General features: G+C 64.2%; 23 protein-coding genes. 6 read left to right on the forward strand and 17 right to left on the reverse strand.

What is annotated here, in order from left to right; genetic code table 11:
* Position 1: 1 nt before the first annotated feature.
* From J4G43_RS33795 to J4G43_RS33830, 8 genes are all read right to left on the reverse strand, one after another.
* Positions 2-1,243, reverse strand: a complete 1,242-nt coding sequence (locus J4G43_RS33795; RefSeq protein ID WP_208087577.1) for an MFS transporter — start codon at positions 1,241-1,243, stop codon at positions 2-4.
* Positions 1,244-1,297: 54 nt separating this feature from the next.
* A complete protein-coding gene (locus J4G43_RS33800; RefSeq protein WP_208087578.1) occupies positions 1,298-2,029 on the reverse strand; it encodes a GntR family transcriptional regulator in 732 nt (243 codons plus the stop codon).
* A 136-nt stretch (positions 2,030-2,165) separates the two neighbouring features.
* The gene (locus J4G43_RS33805) at positions 2,166-2,354 is read right to left on the reverse strand and encodes a hypothetical protein (protein WP_208087579.1); all 189 of its coding nucleotides are present in this window, start codon (positions 2,352-2,354) and stop codon (positions 2,166-2,168) included.
* A 111-nt stretch (positions 2,355-2,465) separates the two neighbouring features.
* A complete protein-coding gene (locus J4G43_RS33810) occupies positions 2,466-3,773 on the reverse strand; it encodes an adenylate/guanylate cyclase domain-containing protein (RefSeq protein ID WP_208087580.1) in 1,308 nt (435 codons plus the stop codon).
* 29 nt (positions 3,774-3,802) lie between these two features.
* Positions 3,803-4,966 carry an ABC transporter permease gene (locus J4G43_RS33815; RefSeq protein WP_208087581.1) on the reverse strand — a complete coding sequence of 388 codons (1,164 nt, stop codon included), beginning with the start codon at positions 4,964-4,966 and terminating at the stop codon, positions 3,803-3,805.
* Positions 4,963-5,895 carry an ABC transporter ATP-binding protein gene (locus J4G43_RS33820; RefSeq protein ID WP_208087582.1) on the reverse strand — a complete coding sequence of 311 codons (933 nt, stop codon included), beginning with the start codon at positions 5,893-5,895 and terminating at the stop codon, positions 4,963-4,965. Before J4G43_RS33820 ends, J4G43_RS33815 begins: the two co-directional genes overlap by 4 nt.
* Positions 5,892-6,722, reverse strand: coding sequence for an HlyD family secretion protein (locus J4G43_RS33825; protein ID WP_408581371.1), 831 nt, complete (start codon positions 6,720-6,722; stop codon positions 5,892-5,894). Before J4G43_RS33825 ends, J4G43_RS33820 begins: the two co-directional genes overlap by 4 nt.
* Before the next feature lie 116 nt (positions 6,723-6,838).
* On the reverse strand, positions 6,839-7,528 hold the full coding sequence (locus J4G43_RS33830) for a TetR/AcrR family transcriptional regulator (protein WP_094184412.1): 690 nt from the start codon (positions 7,526-7,528) through the stop codon (positions 6,839-6,841).
* A 108-nt stretch (positions 7,529-7,636) separates the two neighbouring features.
* On the opposite strand from J4G43_RS33830, the gene J4G43_RS33835 reads away from it, so the two are divergent.
* Genes J4G43_RS33835 through J4G43_RS33845 form a run of 3 tightly spaced genes read left to right on the forward strand, consistent with a single transcriptional unit; the run spans position 7,637 to position 8,871 of the window.
* Positions 7,637-7,972 (forward strand): ArsR/SmtB family transcription factor, encoded by a 336-nt coding sequence (locus J4G43_RS33835; RefSeq protein WP_011088398.1) that lies wholly within the window; start codon positions 7,637-7,639, stop codon positions 7,970-7,972.
* On the forward strand, positions 7,969-8,442 hold the full coding sequence (locus J4G43_RS33840) for an SRPBCC family protein (protein ID WP_166091501.1): 474 nt from the start codon (positions 7,969-7,971) through the stop codon (positions 8,440-8,442). Before J4G43_RS33835 ends, J4G43_RS33840 begins: the two co-directional genes overlap by 4 nt.
* A gap of 15 nt (positions 8,443-8,457) precedes the next feature.
* The gene (locus J4G43_RS33845; RefSeq protein WP_208072035.1) at positions 8,458-8,871 is read left to right on the forward strand and encodes a GFA family protein; all 414 of its coding nucleotides are present in this window, start codon (positions 8,458-8,460) and stop codon (positions 8,869-8,871) included.
* Positions 8,872-9,001: 130 nt separating this feature from the next.
* Here J4G43_RS33845 and J4G43_RS33850 read toward each other — a convergent pair whose 3' ends face one another.
* Positions 9,002-9,391, reverse strand: a complete 390-nt coding sequence (locus J4G43_RS33850) for a DUF4189 domain-containing protein (RefSeq protein ID WP_028158473.1) — start codon at positions 9,389-9,391, stop codon at positions 9,002-9,004.
* 327 nt (positions 9,392-9,718) lie between these two features.
* Between J4G43_RS33850 and J4G43_RS33855 the strand changes: the two genes are divergently transcribed.
* Entirely contained in the window at positions 9,719-12,184 is a 2,466-nt protein-coding gene (locus J4G43_RS33855; protein WP_208087583.1) for a patatin-like phospholipase family protein, read from the forward strand.
* Positions 12,185-12,298: 114 nt separating this feature from the next.
* Here the strand turns inward: J4G43_RS33855 and J4G43_RS33860 are convergent, their stop codons facing one another.
* The 8 genes from J4G43_RS33860 to J4G43_RS33895 all read right to left on the reverse strand — a co-directional run bounded on the left by J4G43_RS33860 (position 12,299) and on the right by J4G43_RS33895 (position 19,159).
* Positions 12,299-13,903 carry an NTP transferase domain-containing protein gene (locus J4G43_RS33860; protein WP_208087584.1) on the reverse strand — a complete coding sequence of 535 codons (1,605 nt, stop codon included), beginning with the start codon at positions 13,901-13,903 and terminating at the stop codon, positions 12,299-12,301.
* Complete coding sequence (locus tag J4G43_RS33865; protein WP_208087585.1) at positions 13,900-14,601, reverse strand: XdhC family protein; 702 nt, start codon at positions 14,599-14,601, stop codon at positions 13,900-13,902. Before J4G43_RS33865 ends, J4G43_RS33860 begins: the two co-directional genes overlap by 4 nt.
* Before the next feature lie 2 nt (positions 14,602-14,603).
* A complete protein-coding gene (locus J4G43_RS33870; RefSeq protein WP_208087586.1) occupies positions 14,604-14,927 on the reverse strand; it encodes an XdhC family protein in 324 nt (107 codons plus the stop codon).
* An 11-nt stretch (positions 14,928-14,938) separates the two neighbouring features.
* Positions 14,939-16,141: a vWA domain-containing protein gene (locus tag J4G43_RS33875; RefSeq protein WP_208087587.1), complete on the reverse strand. Its 1,203-nt coding sequence runs from the start codon at positions 16,139-16,141 to the stop codon at positions 14,939-14,941.
* A 140-nt stretch (positions 16,142-16,281) separates the two neighbouring features.
* The gene (locus J4G43_RS33880) at positions 16,282-17,190 is read right to left on the reverse strand and encodes an AAA family ATPase (protein WP_014494196.1); all 909 of its coding nucleotides are present in this window, start codon (positions 17,188-17,190) and stop codon (positions 16,282-16,284) included.
* Between the two features lie 62 nt (positions 17,191-17,252).
* Positions 17,253-18,059 (reverse strand): FAD binding domain-containing protein, encoded by an 807-nt coding sequence (locus J4G43_RS33885; protein WP_014494195.1) that lies wholly within the window; start codon positions 18,057-18,059, stop codon positions 17,253-17,255.
* Between the two features lie 32 nt (positions 18,060-18,091).
* Positions 18,092-18,577, reverse strand: a complete 486-nt coding sequence (locus J4G43_RS33890; RefSeq protein ID WP_208087588.1) for a (2Fe-2S)-binding protein — start codon at positions 18,575-18,577, stop codon at positions 18,092-18,094.
* A 135-nt stretch (positions 18,578-18,712) separates the two neighbouring features.
* Positions 18,713-19,159, reverse strand: a complete 447-nt coding sequence (locus J4G43_RS33895; protein ID WP_063982407.1) for an SRPBCC family protein — start codon at positions 19,157-19,159, stop codon at positions 18,713-18,715.
* 169 nt (positions 19,160-19,328) lie between these two features.
* On the opposite strand from J4G43_RS33895, the gene J4G43_RS33900 reads away from it, so the two are divergent.
* Both J4G43_RS33900 and pcaD read left to right on the forward strand, forming a co-directional pair.
* Complete coding sequence (locus tag J4G43_RS33900) at positions 19,329-20,684, forward strand: 3-carboxy-cis,cis-muconate cycloisomerase (protein ID WP_208087589.1); 1,356 nt, start codon at positions 19,329-19,331, stop codon at positions 20,682-20,684.
* A 16-nt stretch (positions 20,685-20,700) separates the two neighbouring features.
* On the forward strand, positions 20,701-21,483 hold the full coding sequence (gene pcaD / locus J4G43_RS33905) for a 3-oxoadipate enol-lactonase (RefSeq protein ID WP_166091455.1): 783 nt from the start codon (positions 20,701-20,703) through the stop codon (positions 21,481-21,483).
* Positions 21,484-21,570 lie beyond the last annotated feature (87 nt).

The following is a 21,570-nucleotide window of genomic DNA, read 5'->3' on the forward strand; positions in this document are numbered from 1 at the left end:
GTCAGGCGCGCGTCGCCGCGGCTTGTTCGAAAACCTTGCCGCGGGTTTCGGGCAGCAGCACCACCGCGATCAGCACCAGCGAATAGGCGAAGGCCGCATCGATGCCGATCGCCGGTCCGAGCCCGATATGGTCGCTGAGATAGCCCACGAGGAAGGGGAACGCGGCGGAGACGATGCGGCCGAAATTGTAGCAGAAGCCGACACCGGTGCCGCGCACGCCGGCCGGATAGAGCTCGCTGAACAGCGCCGCCATGCTGGCGGGAATGCCGGCCGAGAAGAAGCCGAGCGGAAAGCCGAGCACCAGCATCTCGCCGTTGGTCAGCGGCGCGAAGATGTAGATCAGCACGGTGACGATGCAGGCGCTGGCGAAGAAGGTGACATTGGCCCTCCGGCCGATGCGGTCGCTGATGATGCCGCTCGCGATGCAGCCGCAGAAGAAGGCAACGATGATGACTGCGAGATAGCCGCTGGAGCCCAGCACCGACAGATGCCGCACTTCGCGCAAGTATGTCGGCAGGAACGTGGTCAGGGCCGCGTAACCGCCGTGGGCGCCGATGCCAAACAGGCCTCCGATCAGCGTCGAGCGCAGCACGTCACGATGGAAGATGCCCGAGAGCGTGGCGAAGAATGGCGTCTTGTCGGCTGCGACCGCGCGCGGCGGCTCCTTCAAGCCGCGGCGGATGAAAATGATGAGGAGCGCGGGCAACAGCCCCAGCGCAAACAGCAGCCGCCAGGCGATGTCGGCGGGTGCATAAGTGAACACGAGGGCCGAGAGCAGCACGGCTGCGCCCCACCCCACGGCCCAGGCGCTCTGCACCGAGCCCAGCGCCTTGCCGCGATGCTCGGGGCGGATGATCTCGGCCATCAGCACCGCGCCGCAAGCCCATTCGGCGCCGAAACCGAGGCCCTGGATCGCCTTCAGGATCAGGAGCTGGGTGAAGGTCATCGCGAACGCGCAGGCGAAGGTCGCGAGCGCAAAGGTCGCAACGGTAATCTGAAGTGCCTTGACGCGACCAAAACGGTCGCCGAGTGCGCCGCCGAGCCAGCCGCCGAACGCGCCGAAGAACAGCGTGACCGAGCCAAGCAGGCCAGCGTCCGCCTTGCTGATGCCGAACGCCGCGATCAGCGCGGGGATGGCGAGGCCGAACATCTGCACGTCGAGCGCATCCAGCGCCCAGCCGCCAAAGCTTGCCCAAAACGTCCGCTTCTCAAGCGGCGAGCATTCGCTGTACCAGTTCGACATTGTTTCCCCCTGAATTCTTTGTTGTTTGATGTTTGGTGCTGGAAGCCGCCGCTCTCAGCGGATCTCGGCGTGGTAGCGGAACCGGTCGGCCGGCCCCCGCGACCTGCGCCATTCGATCGGCCGCCGCTCCAGATCGAGCGCGAGGCGCTCGATCACGATCAATGGTGCGTGCGCTTCGAGGCGCAGCAGGCGCGCCTGCATGTCGTTGGCGGTTTCGACCGTCAGAATTTCCTCGGCCGACACCACCACCTCCCCGCAGCGCTCCTCGTAGAGCGGATAAAGCAGGTCGCCGAATTCGGCGGTGTCGATCTCCAGGATCGGCGCGAAGCGCGATTGCTGGAGCCAGATTTCTTCGGCGAGCAGCGGCACATCATCGATCAGGCGCAGACGCGACAGGCTGATCACGGGCTCGCCGACAGGGATGCGCAGCGCCGACGCAACCGCCGAATTCGCCAAAACGCTCTTGCGCCGGATGATGCGGCTCTTCGGCACGCGCCGCTCGCCGCTCTCGGACTGGAATCGGAAGAAGCGGAATAGCGAGGAGTTGAAGCGCGCCCGGCGCACGAAGGTGCCGCGGCCCTGCTGGCGCTCCAGCACGGTATCGGCAACGAGCTGATCGATCGCTTTGCGCACGGTGCCGATGGCGACGCCGTAATGCGCCGCGAGCTCGGCCTCCGACGGGATCGGCTCGCCCGGCCGCCATTCATTGCGGTTGATCCGCGCGGCGAGGTCGTCGCGCAGGCGCTGGTAGCGTGGCAGGCGGTCGTCGTGCGGAGCTGCATTCATATAATCATGTAGATGACTAGATGAGATAGGAGTCAAGAACTACCAAGGTACCGCAATCGAGAACCGCCCCCCGGGGGGACGCGAGGTCGGGCCGGCGGACGTTGCCAACCCGACCTCGCCTTGCGCGTTAGTTCGCTCACTTCGGCGTGCAGGGCGGCTGCTTGTAGGGCGCTGAGGCAAACGCGCCCTGTGCTGGAGCCCTCACGCAATCCGCAGCCGCCTGAGGCGGGGCACGCCGCGGGGCGACGTCGCGAGCGGCTGCGGCCTGGGTTTGATAGACGGCGGCGGCGATCAGGGCGGCCGAGACAAGGGTCAATCGGGTCATGGGTTCTCTCCGCGTGGCAAACGGAAGCCGAGAGGTTTCGGCGTCCTGACAATATGAGCGGAAATCGCCGTGAGATATTTCATCACGCGCCTTCAACGAAACGCGAGCCCCTCACCCCAGTTGAAACACCGCCACCTTGTGCTCGTAGCCGCGAACCGCGACCTCGCCGAGCGCGACGGCGTCCTCACCGTCGTCGCCGAGCGCCTCGCGGACGGACGCGGAGATCAGCAGGTGCGAGCCGAACTCCTTGTTGAGTGCCTCCAGCCGCGAGGCGAAGTTCACGGTGTCGCCGATCACCGTGTACTCCTTGCGCCGGGGCGAGCCGATATTGCCGGCAACGACCTCGCCAAAATGGATGCCGATGCCGATCCGCAGCGGCCAGCTCGTTTGCGCGTTGATGCGGTCCATCGCGGCCAGCATCTCGCGGCCCGCGGCAACCGCGCGGTGCGCGGCGTCGGAAGCCTCCAGCGGCGCGCCGAACAGGGCGAGGAAGCCATCGCCCAAAAACTTGTTCACGATGCCGCCCTGACGATCGAGGATGTCGACCAGCACGGCGAACGCACCGTCGAGCCGGTCAACCACCTCCTGCGGGGTGCGCAACCGCGCGCTGGCGGTGAAGCCGCGGAAATCGACGAACATCACCGCGACGCGGCGAAGGTCGCCGCCCGCGCTGGGCCCCGCCGCCATCAGCCGTTCCACCACCTGCGGCGAGACATGCTGGCCGAACAGGTTGGTGACGCGATCACGCGCGGTGGCGGCCGCGATGCTCGCGGCAAATTGCCGCCGCAGCCGCGCGCCGACGGAGCCGGCGAGCACGCCGCAGATCAGGATGATGGTGCTGCGCACAGCGTGAAAGTAGATCAGCGGTTCGCCAGCCTCGCTGGCCGAATTGTAGTACAGCGCGACGGCCAGGAGTTCGGCTGCGGCCACAAATCCCGTGAAGGTGGACAGCCAGAAATCGAGCCGCAGCGTCGAAAGAATGATGAAGATGAAATAGGCCAGTGGCAGCACGAAACCGAGCGCGGGCCCAGCGCCCATGCTGCGAATCTGCAGAATCAGGATGATCGTCGGCAGCGACGTTTCGATGAGAGCGCCGATATAGCGCCTGATCACCGGCAGGTCGCGATCGAGCTTGAGGTTTCGCCTGATCTGGCTGTGGACCCAGACCTCGAAGAGGATGAAGCCCCCCAAGAGCATGTATTCGCGGACCAAGCCCTCCGTCCCGCGCCAGACCCGGTTCACGATGGCAGGGTCGATCAGGTAGGTTGCGGTGAGGAACAGGATCATGACGCAGCCCGTCGTGATCAGCGCCCTCACCCGCAACAGCTCGGTCCGCAGCACCTCCCGCGTCAGCTCGCGCTCGAACTCGTCCGACATCACGGCATGCTGCCGGGTCTTCCTGCTGGCAAACCTGACCATTTCTCCCCTCGATTCAGGGGCATTGTGCCTCAATCCAGCGTGCGGCGGAAGCGCGTCACCGCGATGGTCATGGCGACCAGCATCAGGATCGCCAGCGCCAGCGCATCGAAGCGCAAATTCTGCATGGTCGCGCCCTTCAGCATGATGGCGCGGACGATCCGCAAGTAGTGGGTCAGCGGCAGGCATTCACCGAGATATTGCGCCCAGACCGGCATGCCGGCGAATGGGAACATGAATCCGGAGAGCAGAATGCTCGGCAGGAAGAACATCATGGCCATCTGCATGGCCTGGAGCTGGTTCTGCACCACCGTCGAGATGGTGTAGCCAATCGACAGATTTGTCGCGATGAACAAGGTCGACAGCAGCGCGAGCAGGAACAGATTGCCGAGCAAGGGCACGCCGAACAAGCCGACACCGATGCCGATGATGAGGAAGGCCTGAAGGAAGCCAACCAGCACATAAGGAACGATCTTGCCGAACATCACCTCGACCGGCTTGATCGGCATCGACAGCAGGCTCTCCATGGTGCCCCGCTCGACCTCGCGGGTGACCGAGAGCGCGGTGAAGATCAGCATGGTCATGGTGAGAATGGTGCCGACGAGGCCCGGCACGATATTGAGGCTGGACGACGCGGCCGGATTGTAGCGCGCATGCGCGCGGATCTCGAACGGCATCTCGGGCGGATTGCCGATATAGAGATCGTGCGCAAGCGCGGTCTGCACGACCATGCCGAGCGAGCCGAGCGCGGCGCTGGCCGCAACGGGATCGGTGGCGTCGGCCGCAACCAGCAGCGCCGGCCGGTCGCCGCGCCGGACCGCCCGCTCGAAGCCGCGCGGAATCTCGACGCCGAACAGCACCTTGCCCGATTTCAGCAGGTTGTCGAAATCGTCGACATCGTGCACCTCGTAGATGAAGCGGAAATAGGCGGTGTTCTCCAGCGCCTTCAACACCGAGCGGGCAAGATCCGAATCCTCCTGGAGCAGCACCGCGCTCGGCAGATTGTGCGGCGTGGTGTTGATGGCATAGCCGAACAGCAGAAGCTGCATCACCGGCAGCATCACGATCATCGCGAACGAGACGCGGTCGCGCTTGAGCTGGATGAACTCCTTGACCAGCATCGCATAGGAGCGCTTCCAGAAGCCGAAGCGCTCGCGGATCTCGTGCGCGGGTGCGGGATGATCGGCGGCGCTCATTGGAAATTGTCCTTGGAACGGCTCATCAATTCGATGAACACGTCTTCGAGCGAGGGCGATGATTTGTGCCAGTGCAGGCCGCCCTTCTCGCGCCATGGCGCGATGCTGGCCTCGAGTGCGGCGACGTCGCGCCCGGAAACGTGCAGCGAAGTGCCGAACGGCGCCACCATATCTACACCGGGCTTGCCGGTGAGCGCGGCCGTCAGCCCGTTGAGCTCCTCGCCCGTCACGGTGTAGGTCGTCAGGGCGGACTTCGCGATCACCTCCTCGACCGTGCCGTGCGCCAGGAGATGGCCGTAGGCGATGTAGGCGATCTCGTGGCAGCGCTCGGCCTCGTCCATGTAGTGGGTCGAGACCAGGACGGTGAGGCCGTCGGCCGCGAGCGCATGGATCTCGTTCCAGAAGTCGCGACGCGCCTTGGGATCGACGCCGGCGGTCGGCTCGTCCAGCAGCAGCAGTTTCGGACTGGGCAGCGTGCAGGCCCCGAGCGCGAGCCGCTGCTTCCAGCCGCCGGAGAGCTCGCCCGCGAGCTGCTCCTCGCGCCCCGACAGCCCGAGCCGCTTGATCATGTCGCGCGCGGCGCCGCGTGCATCGGCGAGGCCATAGAGCCGCGCGACGAATTCGAGGTTCTCGCGCACCGAGAGGTCCTGGTACAGGCTGAAGCGCTGGGTCATGTAGCCCACCTGGCGCTTGATCTTTTCGGCATCGCGCCGGATGTCGTAGCCGAGGCAGGTACCCTCGCCGCTGTCGGGCGTGAGCAGGCCGCAGAGGATGCGGATGGTGGTGGTCTTGCCCGAGCCGTTCGGCCCGAGGAAGCCGTAGATCGAGCCGCGCTTCACCTGCATCGACAGATCGTGCACGACCTCGCGGCCGCCAAACGACTTGGTCAGGCCCTTGACGTCGATCGCGATGCCGTTGCCGCCGCTCATCGCTTGTCCGCCACCGGCGTTTTTGGATGGAGATAGACGTCGATAGGCTGTCCGACCCGCAGGGCATCGGGCCGCGAGGGGCGCGCCTGGATCAAATAGACCAGCTTGTTGCGCTCATCGAGGCTGTAGATGACAGGCGGAGTGTATTCGGCCGAGGTCGCGATGAAATAGATCTTTGCGATGAGATCCGCCGCGCAATTGTCGCAAGAGATGCGCACCGTGTCGCCGATCGCAAGCTTCGGCAACTCGGTCTCCGGAACGAAGAAGCGCAGCTTCATGTTGCCGGGCGGCATGATCGAGAGCACCGGCCGCTGCGCCGCCACCATCTCGCCCTCGCGGAAATAGATCTGCTGGATGGTGCCAGCAACGGGCGCAAAGCCCCTGCGCCGCGCCATTCGCGTCTCCGACGTCGCGACCCGCGCTTCGGCGACACGCAAGGACGACACGGCGGAATCGAGATTGGCCTGCGTACCGGAGCCAGTCTTGTTCAGCGAGGCCGCGCGATCATAGGTCTGCTGCGCATTGGCCAGTGTCGCCTTGTTCTGGTTGAGGTCGGCAAGCTGGAGATCGTCGTCGACGGAATAGAGGGCATCGCCGACCTTCACCTCATCGCCCTCGCGGACATTGAGCTTCGTCACGCGGCCCGCTTCGTCCGGGCTGACGAAGATCATGTCGGCCTCGACCCAACCCTGAAATCCGGGGTCGCGCTTGTCCTTGCAACCGGCAAGGCCGGTTGCAAGCACCAGAACCGCGATCGAACAAAGCCGCGACAGACGCACCGAAAACAGGGTCGTTTGCCGCGGCAGATGCTGCTGTCGACCCCTCACCCTGAGGAGCCGCGAAGCGGCGTCTCGAAGGGCGAGGAGCCACAGCGGAGCCTGCATCCTTCGAGACGCGCGTTCCGCGCTCCTCAGGATGAGGTGAGAGATGCTTCATGACGACCTCATGTCGTCCTCCGTTCGCCAAAAATCAGATCGAGATGGACGCGCAGCATGTCCTGGGCGTCGAGCGGCGCGTGCCGCGCAAACAGGCTCTGCCAGATCACCGCGATCATCGCGGGTGCGACCAGGATCTGCGGATAGCGCGCGAGGTTCTTCTCGCGGATCTCGCCGCGGGCAATGCCGAGCTCGATCAGCGCGCGCATGCCGGCGATCCCGCGCGAGACGACCTCGCGATAGTAGAAATCGGCGACGGACGGAAAGCGCGGCCCTTCCGCCACGATCAATCGCACGAGATCGCCGCGCCTCGTGCCGATGACCTCCTTGAGGAAGTTACCGGCAAAGGCCTCGACGAGATCGCGCACGGAGCCCGTCGGCGGCGGCAGAGCATTCAGCTTCGCCACCACCGGCACGATCACAGTGCGCACCAGCTCCTCGAACATCGATTCCTTGTCCTTGAAGTGCAGGTAGATCGTGCCCTTGGCCACGCCCGCCCGCTTGGCGATGTCGTCGAGCCGCGTCGCGGCAAAGCCGCGCGCGATGAACTCCTCCATCGCCGCTTCCACGATCGCCGACCGACGCTCGGCCGCACGCGTGGCACGGTTCGAAGCGGGCGCAGCGTCGGCGGGCGCACGGCCCTTCGCATCGGCGCGAGCTGCGGTTGGCGTGGCTGCTTTGGTGGGCTTCTTTGTCACCCCCTATTTATGACTGACCGGTCAGTCATAGTCAAGGCAGCGATCCAACCCTATGCAGCCAACAAATTAGTATTGACTAATGCATTAGCGTTTGCTAATCGAATATCCATGATCGAAGCCGCCCCAAATCCCGTCACCACCGTGATGCGTGCCCTCGCCGATCCGACGCGCCGTGCCGTGTTCGAGCGCGTGTTCGAGAGCAAGGAGATCAGCGTGGCCGAGCTCACCCGCGGCAGCGGCGTGACGCAGGGCGCGATCTCGCAGCATTTGAAGTCGCTGAAGCAGGCCGGCCTCGTCGCCGAGCGCGCCGAGGGCCGCAACGTCTATTACCGCGCCGCGCCGCAAGGACTCGAGCCGCTGGTCACCTGGATGGACCATTACGGCGTGTTCTGGCGCGAGCGCTTCCAGAATCTGCGTGACCTCTTGAAGGAGATCGATCCGTGAGTGCAGCCGAGTTCAGAGCCGGGACAAAAGACAGCGTCCAAGACATTGTTTTGGAGGAGGTCTTCCCTCACGCGCCCGAGACGATCTGGAAGACGTTGACCAGCGCCCAGTTGATCGCGCGCTGGCTGATGCAGCCGACCGGCTTCGAAGCCGCCGAAGGCAAGGCCTTCACCTTCCAGACAACGCCGGGCGGCAACTGGGACGGCGTCATCCATTGCCGCGTTCTCGAAGTGATACCGAACCGGCGCCTCGTCTACGCCTGGAAGGGCGGTGACGAACGCAACACCGGCTACGGCGCGCCGCTCGATACCGTCGTGACGTGGTCCCTCACCCCGGTCGAAGCCGGCACGCGGATCCGCCTAGTGCATGCGGGCTTCGTCATGCCCAGGAACGAGTCGGCCTACACGGTCATGAGCGGCGGCTGGAAGAAGGTTGTCCGCCAGCTCGACGAGATCAGTGGCGAGAAGTGAGTGGGAGATATTTCGATGACCAGGCCTTTTACCGGCGGCTGCGCCTGCGGCGCGATCCGCTATTCGATTCTCGGTGAGCCGCTGTTCAGCAATCACTGCCAGTGCCGGGACTGCCAGCGCGAAAGCGGTAGCGGTCACGGCTCGTACATGACCTTCGCGCGCGAAGGTGTCACGCTGACGGGCGAGGCGAAGCATTGGGACATGATCGGCGACAGCGGCAACGTGAAGACGCGCGGTTTCTGCACGCAGTGCGGCTTGCCGGTCTACATGACCTTTGCGGCGATGCCCGACATCTTCACCATCCGCGCCGCAAGCCTCGACGAGCCCGCCCGCTACAAGCCGCAGGTGGTGACCTACGCAGCGCGTGGGTACGATTGGGATCGTCTCGATCCCGACCTGCCGAAATTCGCAGGCATGCCGCCGGGGTGAGGCGGCTGTATTTGGAGTGTCGAAGTCTCGGCATCGTCAAGGCCGGACTGTCCCGAATGTCATTCCTGACGCAATGCTCCGGTCCGCGCATCGCGCGGTACCCGTTGCATCGCCAATGACAGCAAAAGGATTATCCCTTGGCATCGCAGGCCCAGGCGCGGATCACGCATTCCTTGCCGCCGTATTTGTAGCACTCGCGCGTGGCGGCATTGAGCGAGGCCGAGATCTTCGGCTTCACGGCATAGCCATAGGCGCCGCACGGGTTGGCCATATCGACCGACATCGCGGCGCAGGCGCGCTTCATGGTCACGGTCGTGCAGTCGCCCTTGCACTGCTTCTGCGCCGCGGCACGGGCCTCGCGCTCGGCGCCGTAATCAAAAGCCTGGCCATAGGCCCCGCACTTGCCGACCGCAAACGCACCGGCAGCATGCGCATCCGTGATGTAGCGAGCGCCGGCGACACAAACCGACAGCGCAAAGAAAAACATCGCGCAACGGCGCGCGACGACATTCGAAGCCATGGAAAAACCCCTCCCCCCAAGGCAGGTGGAAGGGACTCTAAGCGGTGGTCGTTTCCAGATGGTGAACGAGGGGTTGAAAACGGACGAATGAGGCACGGCCGCAGGCTCAGACCTCATCCTGAGGAGACCGCGTAGCGCGTCGTCTCGAAGGATGGCCGCGAGCGCGATCCGAGCCCTCACGGTTCAAGACCGCGCCTTTTCAATTGCAGCTACGTTTTCTCGGCCTGCCCAGCCACGTACAGGAAGAGAACAACTCCGCTTGGCGCTCTTGCCGAAGGATCAGAACTTGTGCCAGAATTCAACCATAGGATGTTGCGGGAGGCAGATATGCTTTCTACCAACGATCGAATTGTATTGGGCACCTTAATTGTTCTCATTCTTTGGCTCTTTCTTTTCCTCCCGGTCTATCACGAGTCCTTCGAAGGCATAGTTGTCGTCTGGGATTTCGTCAGCGCCGTAATTTGTGCTGGGATCGTGCTGTTGCTGCTGCCGAGTTTGTGGGCCCGCATCCATGGGTTATTCGAGGTCTTTTCCGACCTCGCCGCTCCGATCTTCGTGCTGATTCTGGCAAGCGTTATCTATTCGACGGCGCAAATGCGCGAGGTTCTGTGGATCAAGTTTGCACCGGGCATCGATCCGAACGACCCGCTCGCGCCCTTCAGTCTCATGGCTGGCGTCTTCGGAACTGATCTGTGGGCAACGAGTTCGATGCTGCTGTTAGTCATCGCCCTCGGCGTATGGGGACCAGCCCACTTCTACCCGTATTCCGACGTTGTCTCAGCATTTCGGCTGTATCCCCACGCGCACCGAATAGCGGATCGCCTGCTCGAAGTCATGTCGCAAGCAAACCGTTTCGGCTTTGCTTGGCTGCTGGCGCCACTGCTTCCGGTTGTTATTTTCTACAACGCACTTGTGCCAACCTTTCCGCTGAAGGGTGAGCTGTTTTACGTGGGGTGGGAAATACTCTTCTATGGGCTGTTGCTGGCCTCTATATTTGGCCTCGTCTTCCTCTACACTCTGCTGGTGTACCTTACATCGCGAGACCGATGGCGTATCGATTTCGTCGTCAGAGCTTTTCCCTACTTGCCTTTGATCCCGTTCGTTACGCTATTCAAGAATTTCCCTCGGCTATCGGAAAGCTTTCTCAGTATCAAACTGAACCGCCAACTGTTCGAAGCGGCTCTTTTCTCGCTGTTTGTCCTGGCTATCTTTGCGTTTGTTCTGTTCTGCATCGTACCGATCGTCTACTTGGCCTCCGGGCTCAACATTATGAGCGTGGTGCAAAATGAGATTTTCACGGTAAATGTATTCTTGGCCGCCAGCTTGTCGTTTTCGGCGACGCTGTTCGGTCTGGCCCGTGAAAAGAAGCGATGGCACGGACTTCACGTCATCATCGGCGCGATGCTCGCGTTCGCGTATTTCGACCTTGACGACAACCACGCTATTCGCAGGCTTGCCGGCCAATCGACAGCTGGAACCTACGTGAAGCCATTAACTCTCGAGGACGGGTTTCAAACCTGGATAGCATCGCGCTCTGATCTCGACCGTTTCGAGGACGGCACCTACCCCGTCTACGTGGTGGCAGCTGAAGGAGGTGGCATCTACGCCGCATACCATGCCGGCATGTTCCTCGCCGCAATACAGGATCAGTATCCAGAATTCGCGCAGCACACATTTGCGATCAGTGCAGTCTCCGGAGGCGCTTTGGGCGCCTCGATATTTTCATCCCTCGTCAAGGCAAGAACACGAGTCGATGCGGCCAGAGCGCCTCAGAATTGGTATTGGGACAATGCACAGAGCTTTCTCCAGAAAGACTTCCTCTCCGATCTTATAAGCGCAACTCTCTTCTTGGACGCGCCTGCGCGGATTCTGCCTTGCTGGAATCTCTTATGCCCCGGAGCAAGTTTGAATCGAGCGCGCGCGCTCGAGCGCTCCATCGAAAATGCTTGGCCGGCAGCGGCACAGGATCGGAAGTATCCAAATCCGTTCAAGTCCGGCATTCTCGGCTCTTGGGATCCCAAAAGTGTGGCTCCGGCCCTGCTCTTAAATTCGACCGAAGTCGAGACTGGCGAACGGGTGGTCGTTGCGCCGATGAGCTTGCAGAGCAGTCAAACGCCGGGTCTCTATAGCCTATCTGACAGGAATCCGACGCTCGATATCCCGCTCAGTACCGGTGTTGGATTGAGCGCGAGTTTTCCATTCGTAAGCCCAGCTGGTTGGTATGCAGCGACAGCTCCAACGGGAGAGAGAATACGTACTGAGAAGCGTCGGCTTGTTGATGGTGGTTATTCCGACAATTCGGGAATTGCTACGGCGCTCGATATCATCGCGCGACTTCAAGCATGCCCTGCCACTCGTCCGGTCGACTGCAAGCCTAAAGCGCGATTCATTCTTCTAGCCCTGGTTAGCCCTCCCGCCGACGACGGATTTGACAACTCTACCTACTCCTTTGGTGAATTGGCGACCCCACTGCGAGCCCTGGATAGCATTCGCTCCGAACGCGGCCGGCGCGCCGTTGCGCAGGCTCAACTATTTATGGACCAAAAGACTTGCGCCGACGCCGATCAAGAAAACCATAGTGCATCGTGCACCGAGGGGAGAGTGCGCAAGGTGATCCTCGCGACGGACGATGTGCGCGTCCCGCTCGGATGGGTGCTGTCGGATCGATCCGGTAGAGCGATCGAATGCAGTTTCGGCTTGGAAGCTCATTGTCCTGCAGCACCAATTGGCAAGAACACGGCTAGCATGCGCGAGAACAACAAGAGGATCGCGCTCCAGACGGAAAGGAATTGAAAACCGATCGAATGTCCGAATCTTCTCCGCCCACCAACGATGCTGCGCATCTTGGAACGGGAGCCATTTCTCCGCCGCGGTGAAGAGAATAGCAGCGACCTCCTACGGGCACCACTACCCGCGTCGTGCCGCTTCCAGCGCCTGCGGCGTGTCGATGTCGAGGAAGGCGCTCTCGCCATCCACGGGGACTTCGGCCAGCGCCTCGGTGTGCTTGGCGATCAGATGGCGCGCGCCGACGTCGCCGTCGAGCGTCATCAATTCCCTGAAGAAGCGGCGCGACCACAGCACGGGATTGCCGCGGCGCCCGTCACTGACGGGCACGACGATGAGGTTGCCGCGGTCCGGCGCAAAGCCGTCGATGAGACGGTCGATCAGGCCAGCATCGATCAGCGGCATGTCGCCCAAACAGACCACGGCGCCGTCGCAAGCCTCGGGTACGGCCGCGATGCCGGCCTTGACCGAGCTCGCGATGCCGCCGGCGAAATCCGGGTTGCGGACGAACTTCACCTTCAAGCCTTGCAGCGCCTGCTCGACCAACTCGGTCTGGTGCCCGGTGACGACGATCACCTCGGAGGCCTTGGAGGCCAGCGCCTGCTCGGTCGCGATCCGCACCAGCTTCTTGCCGTCGAGCTCGGCGAGCAGCTTGTTCGGTCCGCCCATCCGGGTCGAGCGGCCCGCCGCGAGCACGATGGCCGCGACCTGGCTGTTGCCCTCGATCGCGGGTTCTGCGCGCGGCTGCGGCCGCGTGACGATCTCCATCAGGAGGCCGCCGACGCCCATGCCCATCAACTCGGAACGCGTCACCTTGATGCCGGCGAGCAGCCGCATCAGCACCCAGTCAAAACCGTTCTCGACCGGCGAGCGCGCGCAGCCCGGCGCGCCCAGCACCGGCACCCCGCCGGCACGCGCGATCAGCAGCAAATTGCCGGGGTCGACCGGCATGCCGAAATGCTCGATCTCGCCGCCGATCCCAGTGACGGCCGCCGGAATCACGTCACGGCGGTCGGCGATCGCGGACGCCCCGAACACGATGACGAGCTCCGCACCAAGCCCGAGCAATTCCTTGATCGCGGCCGACAGCGCCAGCTCCTCATGCTGCACGCGCCGCTCGGCAATGATGCTGGCGCCAGCCGGCGCGAGCCGCTCGGCGGTGACGCGCAGCGTCTTGTCGATCACCTTCGACGAGAGGCCCGGCAGCAGCGTCGAGACCACGCCGACGCGCTTGATGACGTAGGGCGCGATCTTCAGTACGTCCCCGCCCGCCGCCTTCACCGCGGCATCGCGCAAATTGCCTTCGACGCCGAACGGGATGATCTTGACAGTGCCGACCATCTCGCCCTCGACCACCGGCTTGTAGGCGGAGAGCGTCGCAAAGGTGATGGCCTCGTCGACATTGTTGATGCGGTCGACCGCGGCGCGGTCGATCACCAGCACGCCCGGACGCGCGGCGAACAGATTGGCGCGGCCGGTGAAGGCGCGCTCGACATGAATGCCCTCGCCGCCGACGGCCAGCGCGATGCTGGCGGCGGCGACATCCTCGGAGACGTCACCCTCCTCCATGCGCACCACCACGACGTCCTTGATGCCGGCGCGCGTCAGCGCCTCGACCTCGGCCGGGCCGATCGTCGTGCCTTTCTTCAGCACCAGCGGACCCTGGCGCAGGGTGTGGACGGTCACCCCGCCGATCGCATCCTTGGGGCTCGCCGGTCCGAATTTCATGCCGCTTCTTCTTTTTCTTTTGGAGGCAGGCGCAGCACCGCCGTGATCTCGGCCATGATCGACACCGCGATCTCGGACGGCGAGACCGCGCCGATCGCAAGCCCAATCGGCGCGTGGATGCGCGCGATATCGCTGTCCTTGGCGCCCTGCGCGCGCAGCCGGTCGCCGCGCTTGGCATGCGTCTTCCGTGAGCCGAGCGCGCCGATATAGAAGCAGTTGCGCTCAAAGGCGTGCAGCAGCGCGGGATCGTCGATCTTCGGATCGTGCGTCACTGCGACGAAAGCCGTGTAGGCATCGACATTGAGCGGCGGCAGCGCGGTGTCGGGCCATTCGGCGACCAAGGGAACGTCAGGGAAGCGCTCGGGGCTCGCAAACGCCGTGCGGGGATCGACCACGGTGACGTCATAGCCCAGCGAGCGCGCCAGCGGCGCAAGCGCCTGGCTGATATGGACCGCGCCGACGATGACGAGCTTTGCGGTCGGCGCGTAGACGTTGAGGAACAGCTTTTTGCCGCCGGCTTCGACACTGGCGCTCTTGCCCATGCGAAGCTGCTTGTCCAGTTCGGCACGCAACGGGTCCTTGGCGAAATCCGCGGATTTCACCAGACGCTGCTCGCCGCTCTCGGTGTCGGTCACCAAAATCGCCGGCCGGCGCGCGGCGCGCTCGGCATTGAGTTCGTGCAGGATTGCGAGCTTCACGGCTAACCGACCTTCTCGACGAAGACGCGAATGGTGCCGCCGCAGGACAGCCCGACATTCCAGGCCGTCTCATCGGCAACGCCGAACTCCAGCATCCTGGGCTTGCCGCTCTGGATCACGTCCATGGCCTCGGTGACCACGGCGCCTTCGACGCAGCCGCCGGAGACCGACCCCAGAAACGTGCCCTCATCGTTGATTACGAGGCTCGAGCCCGCCGGGCGCGGCGCCGAGCCCCAGGTCTCCACAACGGTGGCCAGCGCGACGCCCCGGCCGGCCTTCTGCCAATTCTCCGCCGCTTTCAGAATATCCTCGTCGCGATCGAGCATGGCTTAACCTCTCAAGCTGCGGAACGGATCAGGCTGCGGTGATGCGGCGGCAGCGGCCGGGAGAGCGTCGTGATCAGCTCCTGGATCGAACTCAAATTATGTACCGGGCGGAATTCGTCAACGTGCGGGAGCATCATTTTGATGCCCTGCGCCTTGGCCTCGAAGCCGCCGAACCGCAATAGCGGGTTGAGCCAGATCAGCCGGCGGCAGGACCGGTGCAGCCGGTCCATCTCGAAGGCGAGCCTGGAATCGGCCTCCCGCTCCAGCCCGTCGGAGATCAGCAGCACGATGGCGCCCTGGCTCAGCACGCGCCGCGCCCACAATTTGTTGAAGTTGTGCAGCGAGGCCGAAATCCGGGTGCCGCCGGCCCAGTCCTCGACCGAGGCCGAGCAGCTCGCCAGCGCCTCATCGGGGTCGCGCTGGCGCAGCGCCCGGGTGACGTTGGTCAGCCGCGTGCCGAACAGGAACACCGAGACGCGCTTTCGCGCATCCCCGATGGCGTGCAGGAAATGCAGGAACAGGCGGGTGTACTCGCTCATCGAGCCCGAGATATCGAGCAGCGCGACGATCGGCGCCGGCTTTTCGATGCGCCCGAGGCGATGGATGTCGATGATGTCGCCGCCGGTGCGCAAGGACGCGCGCAGCGTGCGGCGCAAATCAAGACGAAGCCCGCGGGGATCGGGCCGCTGCCGGCGCGTCAGAAGCTCGGCCTGCGGCAGCCGCATCCGCTCGACGGCGCCGAGCGCTTCGGTGATCTCAGCCGCGCTCATCTGCGCAAAATCCTTCTTCTGAAGGATCTCCTTGTCGGAGACCGACAGGCGCAAATCCTGCTCCTGGTGCTGCGGCGTCTCCGTCATCCGCGGCTGCGACATCGCCTCCTGCACGCGGCGGGAGCCGGCCTGCGGCTTCTTCTTGGCCTGCTCCGGCAACGGCACCGAATCCAGCATGTGCTTCCACTCTTCCGAGGCGCGGAAGAACAGGTTGAAGGCCTGCCTGAAGATCAGCGCATGCTCGTGGCGCTTGACGAAGATCGCCTCCAGCGTGGTGAAGACGTCGGCGCGGTTGCCGATGTCGATCACCTGCAGCGCGCTCATGGCATCGATGACGGCGCCTGGTCCCACCGGCATGCCGGCAGAGCGCAACGCGCGGGCGAAGCCGACGATGTTGTCGGCGAATTGCTCGGTCTGGTCGGGCGCAAGGTGGTTGATGGCCATGGTCTCGTATCCATCCCCTCGTCATTCCGGGGCGCGCCACTTGGCGCGAGCCCGGAATCCATACTCCCGATCGTGGTTATGGATTCCGGGCTCGACGCTGCGCGTCGCCCCGGAATGACGGGAGTACTAGTGACGCAAGATCAATTCTCGCTCGTCGCTTCCTTCAGCACCTTTTGCAGGGTGTCGCCCTGCATGCGGGTGATGTCGTCCTGGTACTTGAGCAGCGCGCCCAGCGTGTCGCCGACCACTTGCGGGGTCAGCGAGCGGGCGTCGAGCTCCGACAGCGCGGTGGCCCAGTCGATGGTCTCGGCGACCCCCGGTGACTTGTAGAAATCCTGATTGCGCAACGCCTGGACGAAACGCACGACCTGCTGCGACAGCTTGGCCGAGATGCCGGGCACGCGCGTCTTGACGATCGCGAGCTCGCGCTCGGCTTCGGGATAGTCGACCCAGTGATAGAGACAGCGCCGCTTCAGCGCGTCATGGATCTCGCGGGTGCGGTTGGAGGTGATGATGACGATCGGCGGATGCGGCGCCTTCACGGTGCCGAATTCGGGGATGGTCACCTGGAAGTCGCTGAGGATTTCGAGCAGATATGCCTCGAACGCCTCGTCGGCGCGGTCGAGCTCGTCGATCAGGAGCACCGGCGGCCCGGCGACGTCAGGCTCCAGCGCCTGGAGCAACGGCCGCTTGATCATGTAGCGGTCGGCGAAGATATCGGACGAGAGCTGATCGCGGTCGGTGTCGCCGGCGGCTTCCGCCATCCGGATCGCGATCATCTGCGCGGCGCTGTTCCACTCGTAGACGGCGGAGGAGACGTCGAGGCCCTCGTAGCACTGCAGGCGGATCAGCTTCCGCCCCAGCGCCGCCGACAGCACCTTGGCGATCTCGGTCTTGCCGACGCCGGCTTCGCCCTCCAGGAACAGCGGCCGGCCCATGCGCAGCGACAGATAGGTCACCGTCGCCAGCGACCGCTCCGCGAGATAACCGCGCGAAGTCAAGAGTTCGAGCATCGCATCGACCGATGCCGGCAGGGCCGTGAGAGTCATGAAAAAGCCAGTCTCGCTACGCCCTCACCGGGGACAAGTTTGGGCCGAGGCGTGAGGTTCACTCACTCCTTGGCGTTGGCGGCATCGAGGGCACGCCGCGTCAGCACCCCGATGAGATGCGCACGGTATTCGGCGCTGCCGTGGATGTCGCTGTTAAGGCCTTCCGCCGGCACCTCGATGCCATCGAGCGCCTTCGCGGCGAAGCGCTTCTTCAGGGCTTCCTCGAACGCGGTGACGCGGAACACGCCTTCGGAGCCGGCACCGGTGACGGCAACGCGCACGTCCGAAGGACGCCGCGCCACGAACACGCCGACCAGCGCATAACGCGAAGCCTGATTGCGGAACTTGATGTAGGCCGCCTTCTTCGGCAGCGGGAACATCACCTTGGTGATGATCTCGTCGGCTTCGAGCGCCGTCGTGAACAGCCCCTGGAAATACTCTTCCGCCTTGAGGCGGCGCTTGTTGGTGACGATGGTGGCGCCGAGCGCGAGCACCGCGGCCGGATAGTCCGCGGTCGGATCGTTGTTGGCGAGCGAGCCGCCGATCGTGCCCTTGTGGCGCACGGCGGGGTCGCCGATCTGGCTGGCAAGATTGGCCAGCGCCGGGATCGCCTCACCGACGATCGCGGAGCTTGCGACCTCGGCATGCCTGGCGGTGGCGCCGATCACGAGCGCGCGGCCCTTCATCTCGATCGTGTTGAGCCCCTCGATGTGGGAGAGGTCGACCAGATGGGGCGGGCTCGCGAGACGCTGCTTCATGACGGGAATCAGCGTGTGGCCGCCGGCGATCACCTTGGCGTCTTCGTTCTTCACCAGGAGGTTGGCGGCCTGCCGCACGGTCCCGGGGCGATGATATTTGAATTCGTACATCTGAATGTCCTGATCGCAGAATGCGCGCGCGGTTAGGCGAGATCGGATTTCGCCATCGCCTTGGCGCCGGCGGAGATCGAAGCGACGATGTTCTGGTAGCCGGTGCAACGGCAGAGATTGCCATCCAGCTCCTCGCGGATGGTGTGGTCGTCGAGCTCGTGGCCCTTGCGATGGACGATGTCGATCGCCGTCATGATCATGCCCGGCGTGCAGAAGCCGCACTGCAGGCCATGGTGCTCGCGGAAGGCCTCCTGCATCGGATGCAGCGGAGCGCCGTCGGCGGCCAGTCCCTCGATCGTCTTGACCTCGTGGCCGTCGGCCATCACGGCCAGCGTGGTGCAGGACTTCACGGCCTTGCCGTCGAGATGCACGACACAGGCGCCGCACTGCGAGGTGTCGCAGCCGACATGCGTGCCGGTCAGGCGCAGATTCTCGCGCAGGAACTGCACCAGAAGGGTGCGGGGATCGACGTTGGCCGTGACAGGATTGCCGTTCACGATGAGGGAGATTTTTGCCATAAGCACTCTCTATCAGCGCCCCGACGGGTCCCGTCGAAGCGGTTCTTATAATTATTCCAACCCATCATATGGGCCATTATGCCCGGGGGCAACATCGCCCCGGACGCAAGGCGCCATGCCGAAAGGCGATAGCCTTCAGCCCTGTACCGCCTTGGCGAAGTTCGCGAAAAATTCGTCGGCCAGTTTCTTGGCGGCGCCGTTGATGAGGCGCTGGCCGAGCTGCGCCAACTTGCCGCCGATCTGCGCCTCGACCTCGTAGGAGAGCAGCGTACCGCCGTCCTTCTCCGCGAGCTTGACCACGGCGCCGCCCTTGGCGAAGCCGGCGACCCCGCCCTCGCCTTCGCCGGAGATTTTGTAGCCGTTCGGCGGGTCGAGGTCACTCAGCGTCACCTTGCCCTTGAAGCGCGCCGACACCGGCCCGACCTTCATTTTCGCCGTCGCGCGAAAGCCGCCGTCGTCGGTCTTTTCCAGCTCCTCGCAGCCGGGGATGCAGGCCTTCAGCACCTCGGGATTGTTGAGCTTCTCCCACACGGCCTCGCGCGGCGCCGCAAGCTGGACTTCGCCGTTCATCGTCATGGCCATGGGGTACCTCCCGGATGCTTCACTATATGCTGCTCAAGTAACGCACGGAGGCCGCAAAGGAAAGGGCACCCCCCGGCCACGTGCAATGCATATTCGCAACTGCAAAAAGCTTTGCGCCGATGGTTTGGGATTGGCAGAGCCGGGGCATGGTGATTAGGTCCCGCGCAACATGAGCACAGCCCTCTCCCCCCTGCTCGCGCCGATGCTGTCGAGCGCAGCCATGCGCGCGGTCTGCGACGACCGGTCAACCCTCCAGAACATGCTCGATTTCGAGGCAGCCCTGGCACGCGCCGAGGCCGCCACGGATGTGATTCCCGCATCCGCGGTGGGCCCGATCGAAGCCGCGTGCAAGGCCGATAGCTTTGACATGGCCGCTCTGGGCGAGGCCGCGACGCGATCCGGCAATCTCGCGATTCCCCTGGTCAAGGCGCTCACGGCCAATGTCGGCAAGGCCGATGCGGAGGCCGCGCGCTACATCCATTGGGGCGCGACGAGCCAGGATGTCATCGACACCGCGACCATGCTCACGCTTCGCGCCGGCATCGATGCACTCGATGCCGATCTCAGCCGCGCCATCAAGGGCTTTGCCGCCCTGGCGCGGAGCCATCGCAACACCGCCATGGTGGCACGGACCTGGCTCCAGCACGCGCTGCCGATGCCGTTCGGCCTGAAGGCTGCGGAATACGCATCGAGCCTCGCCCGCGCCCGCTGCCGCCTGCGGCGGCTCTCCCGCGAGGGCCTTGCGCTGCAATTCGGCGGCGCGGCCGGCACGCTCGCGGCCCTCGGCGACAAGGGGCTCGTCGTTGCAGAGCGATTGGCGCAGGAGCTCAACCTGCCGCTGCCGGAAGCGCCCTGGCACACCCATCGCGACCGGATCGCGGAAGCCGCATCATGCTTTGCGATTCTCGCCGGAAGCTGCGGCAAGATCGCGCGCGACGTCTCGCTGATGATGCAGACCGATGTTGGCGAAGCGTTCGAGCCTGCCGGCGAAGGCCGCGGCGGCTCCTCGACCATGCCGCACAAGCGCAATCCGGTCGCGGCCGCCAGCGCGCTGGGCTGCGCAACCATGGCCCCGCAGCTCGCCGCGACGATCTTTGCAGCCCAGGTGCAGGACCACGAACGCAGCGCCGGCCCTTGGCACGCGGAATGGCCGACGCTGCCGCAATTGATGCTGGTCGCCTCGGGCGCGCTCGCCGCCATCGTCGACATCGCGGAGGGCCTCGACGTCGATGCCGCGCGCATGCGCAGCAACCTCGATGCGACGCATGGGCTCATCATGGCGGAGGCGGTCACCTTTGCGCTGGCCGACAAGATCGGCAAGAGCGATGCGCATCATCTGATCGAGGCCGCCAGCAAGCGCGCGGTCGCCGAGAAGAAGCATCTGCGCGATGTGCTGTCGGCCGATTCGCAGGTCACGGCGCATCTTTCGCCGGAAAAAATTGCGGCATTGTTCGAGCCGATGGCCTATCAAGGGGCTTCCCAAGCCCTGATCGACCGGCTGCTCGACAGCCTCGAGCGCGACTGAAACGGAGACGCCCAGCATGCCCATGATCGATGCCGACGGTTGCCTGATCAACGTCTCCGTCGAGGGCCGCGACGGCGGGCCGACGCTGATGCTGTCTAATTCGCTCGGCTGCACGCTGCAGATGTGGGAGCCGCAGATGAAGGCGCTGACGCAGGTGTTCCGCGTCATCCGCTATGACCGCCGCGGCCACGGCAAGTCCAACGTTCCGCCTGCCCCCTATACGATGGAGCGCTTCGGCCGCGACGTGCTGGCAATCCTCGACGACCTCAACATCGAGAAGGTGCATTGGTGCGGCCTGTCGATGGGCGGCATGGTCGGGCAATGGTTAGGGGCCAATGCGCCGGAGCGCTTCGGCAAGCTCATCCTCGCCAACACCTCCTGCTACTACGCCGAGCCGACCAAATGGCTGGAGCGCATCGACGCCGTGAAGAAGGGCGGCATCGCGGCGGTGGCCGATGCCGTGATCGCGGGCTGGCTGACCCAGGATTTCCGCGAGCGTGAGCCGCAGATCACGGCGAAGATGAAGTCGATGCTGCTCGCCTCCCCCGTCGAGGGCTATCTCGCCTGCTGCGAGGCGCTGTCGACGCTCGATCAGCGCGAGATGCTCGCCAAGATCAAGAGCCCGACGCTGGTGATCGCCGGCCGCCACGACATGGCGACGCCGATCTCGGCGGGTGAATTGATCCGCTCCAACATTCCCGGCGCCAGCATGACCATCATCGACGCCGCTCACATTTCCAATGTCGAGCAGCCGCACGCCTTCACCGACGCGGTGGTGGGTTTCCTGACGCAACGCTAACCACGGCCGTCATTGCGAGGAGCGTAGCGACGAAGCAATCCAGACTGCCTCCGCGGAAAGATTCTGGATTGCTTCGCTTCCGCCTTC

It is taken from the genome of Bradyrhizobium barranii subsp. barranii (assembly GCF_017565645.3).
Classification (GTDB): Bacteria; Pseudomonadota; Alphaproteobacteria; order Rhizobiales; family Xanthobacteraceae; genus Bradyrhizobium; species Bradyrhizobium barranii.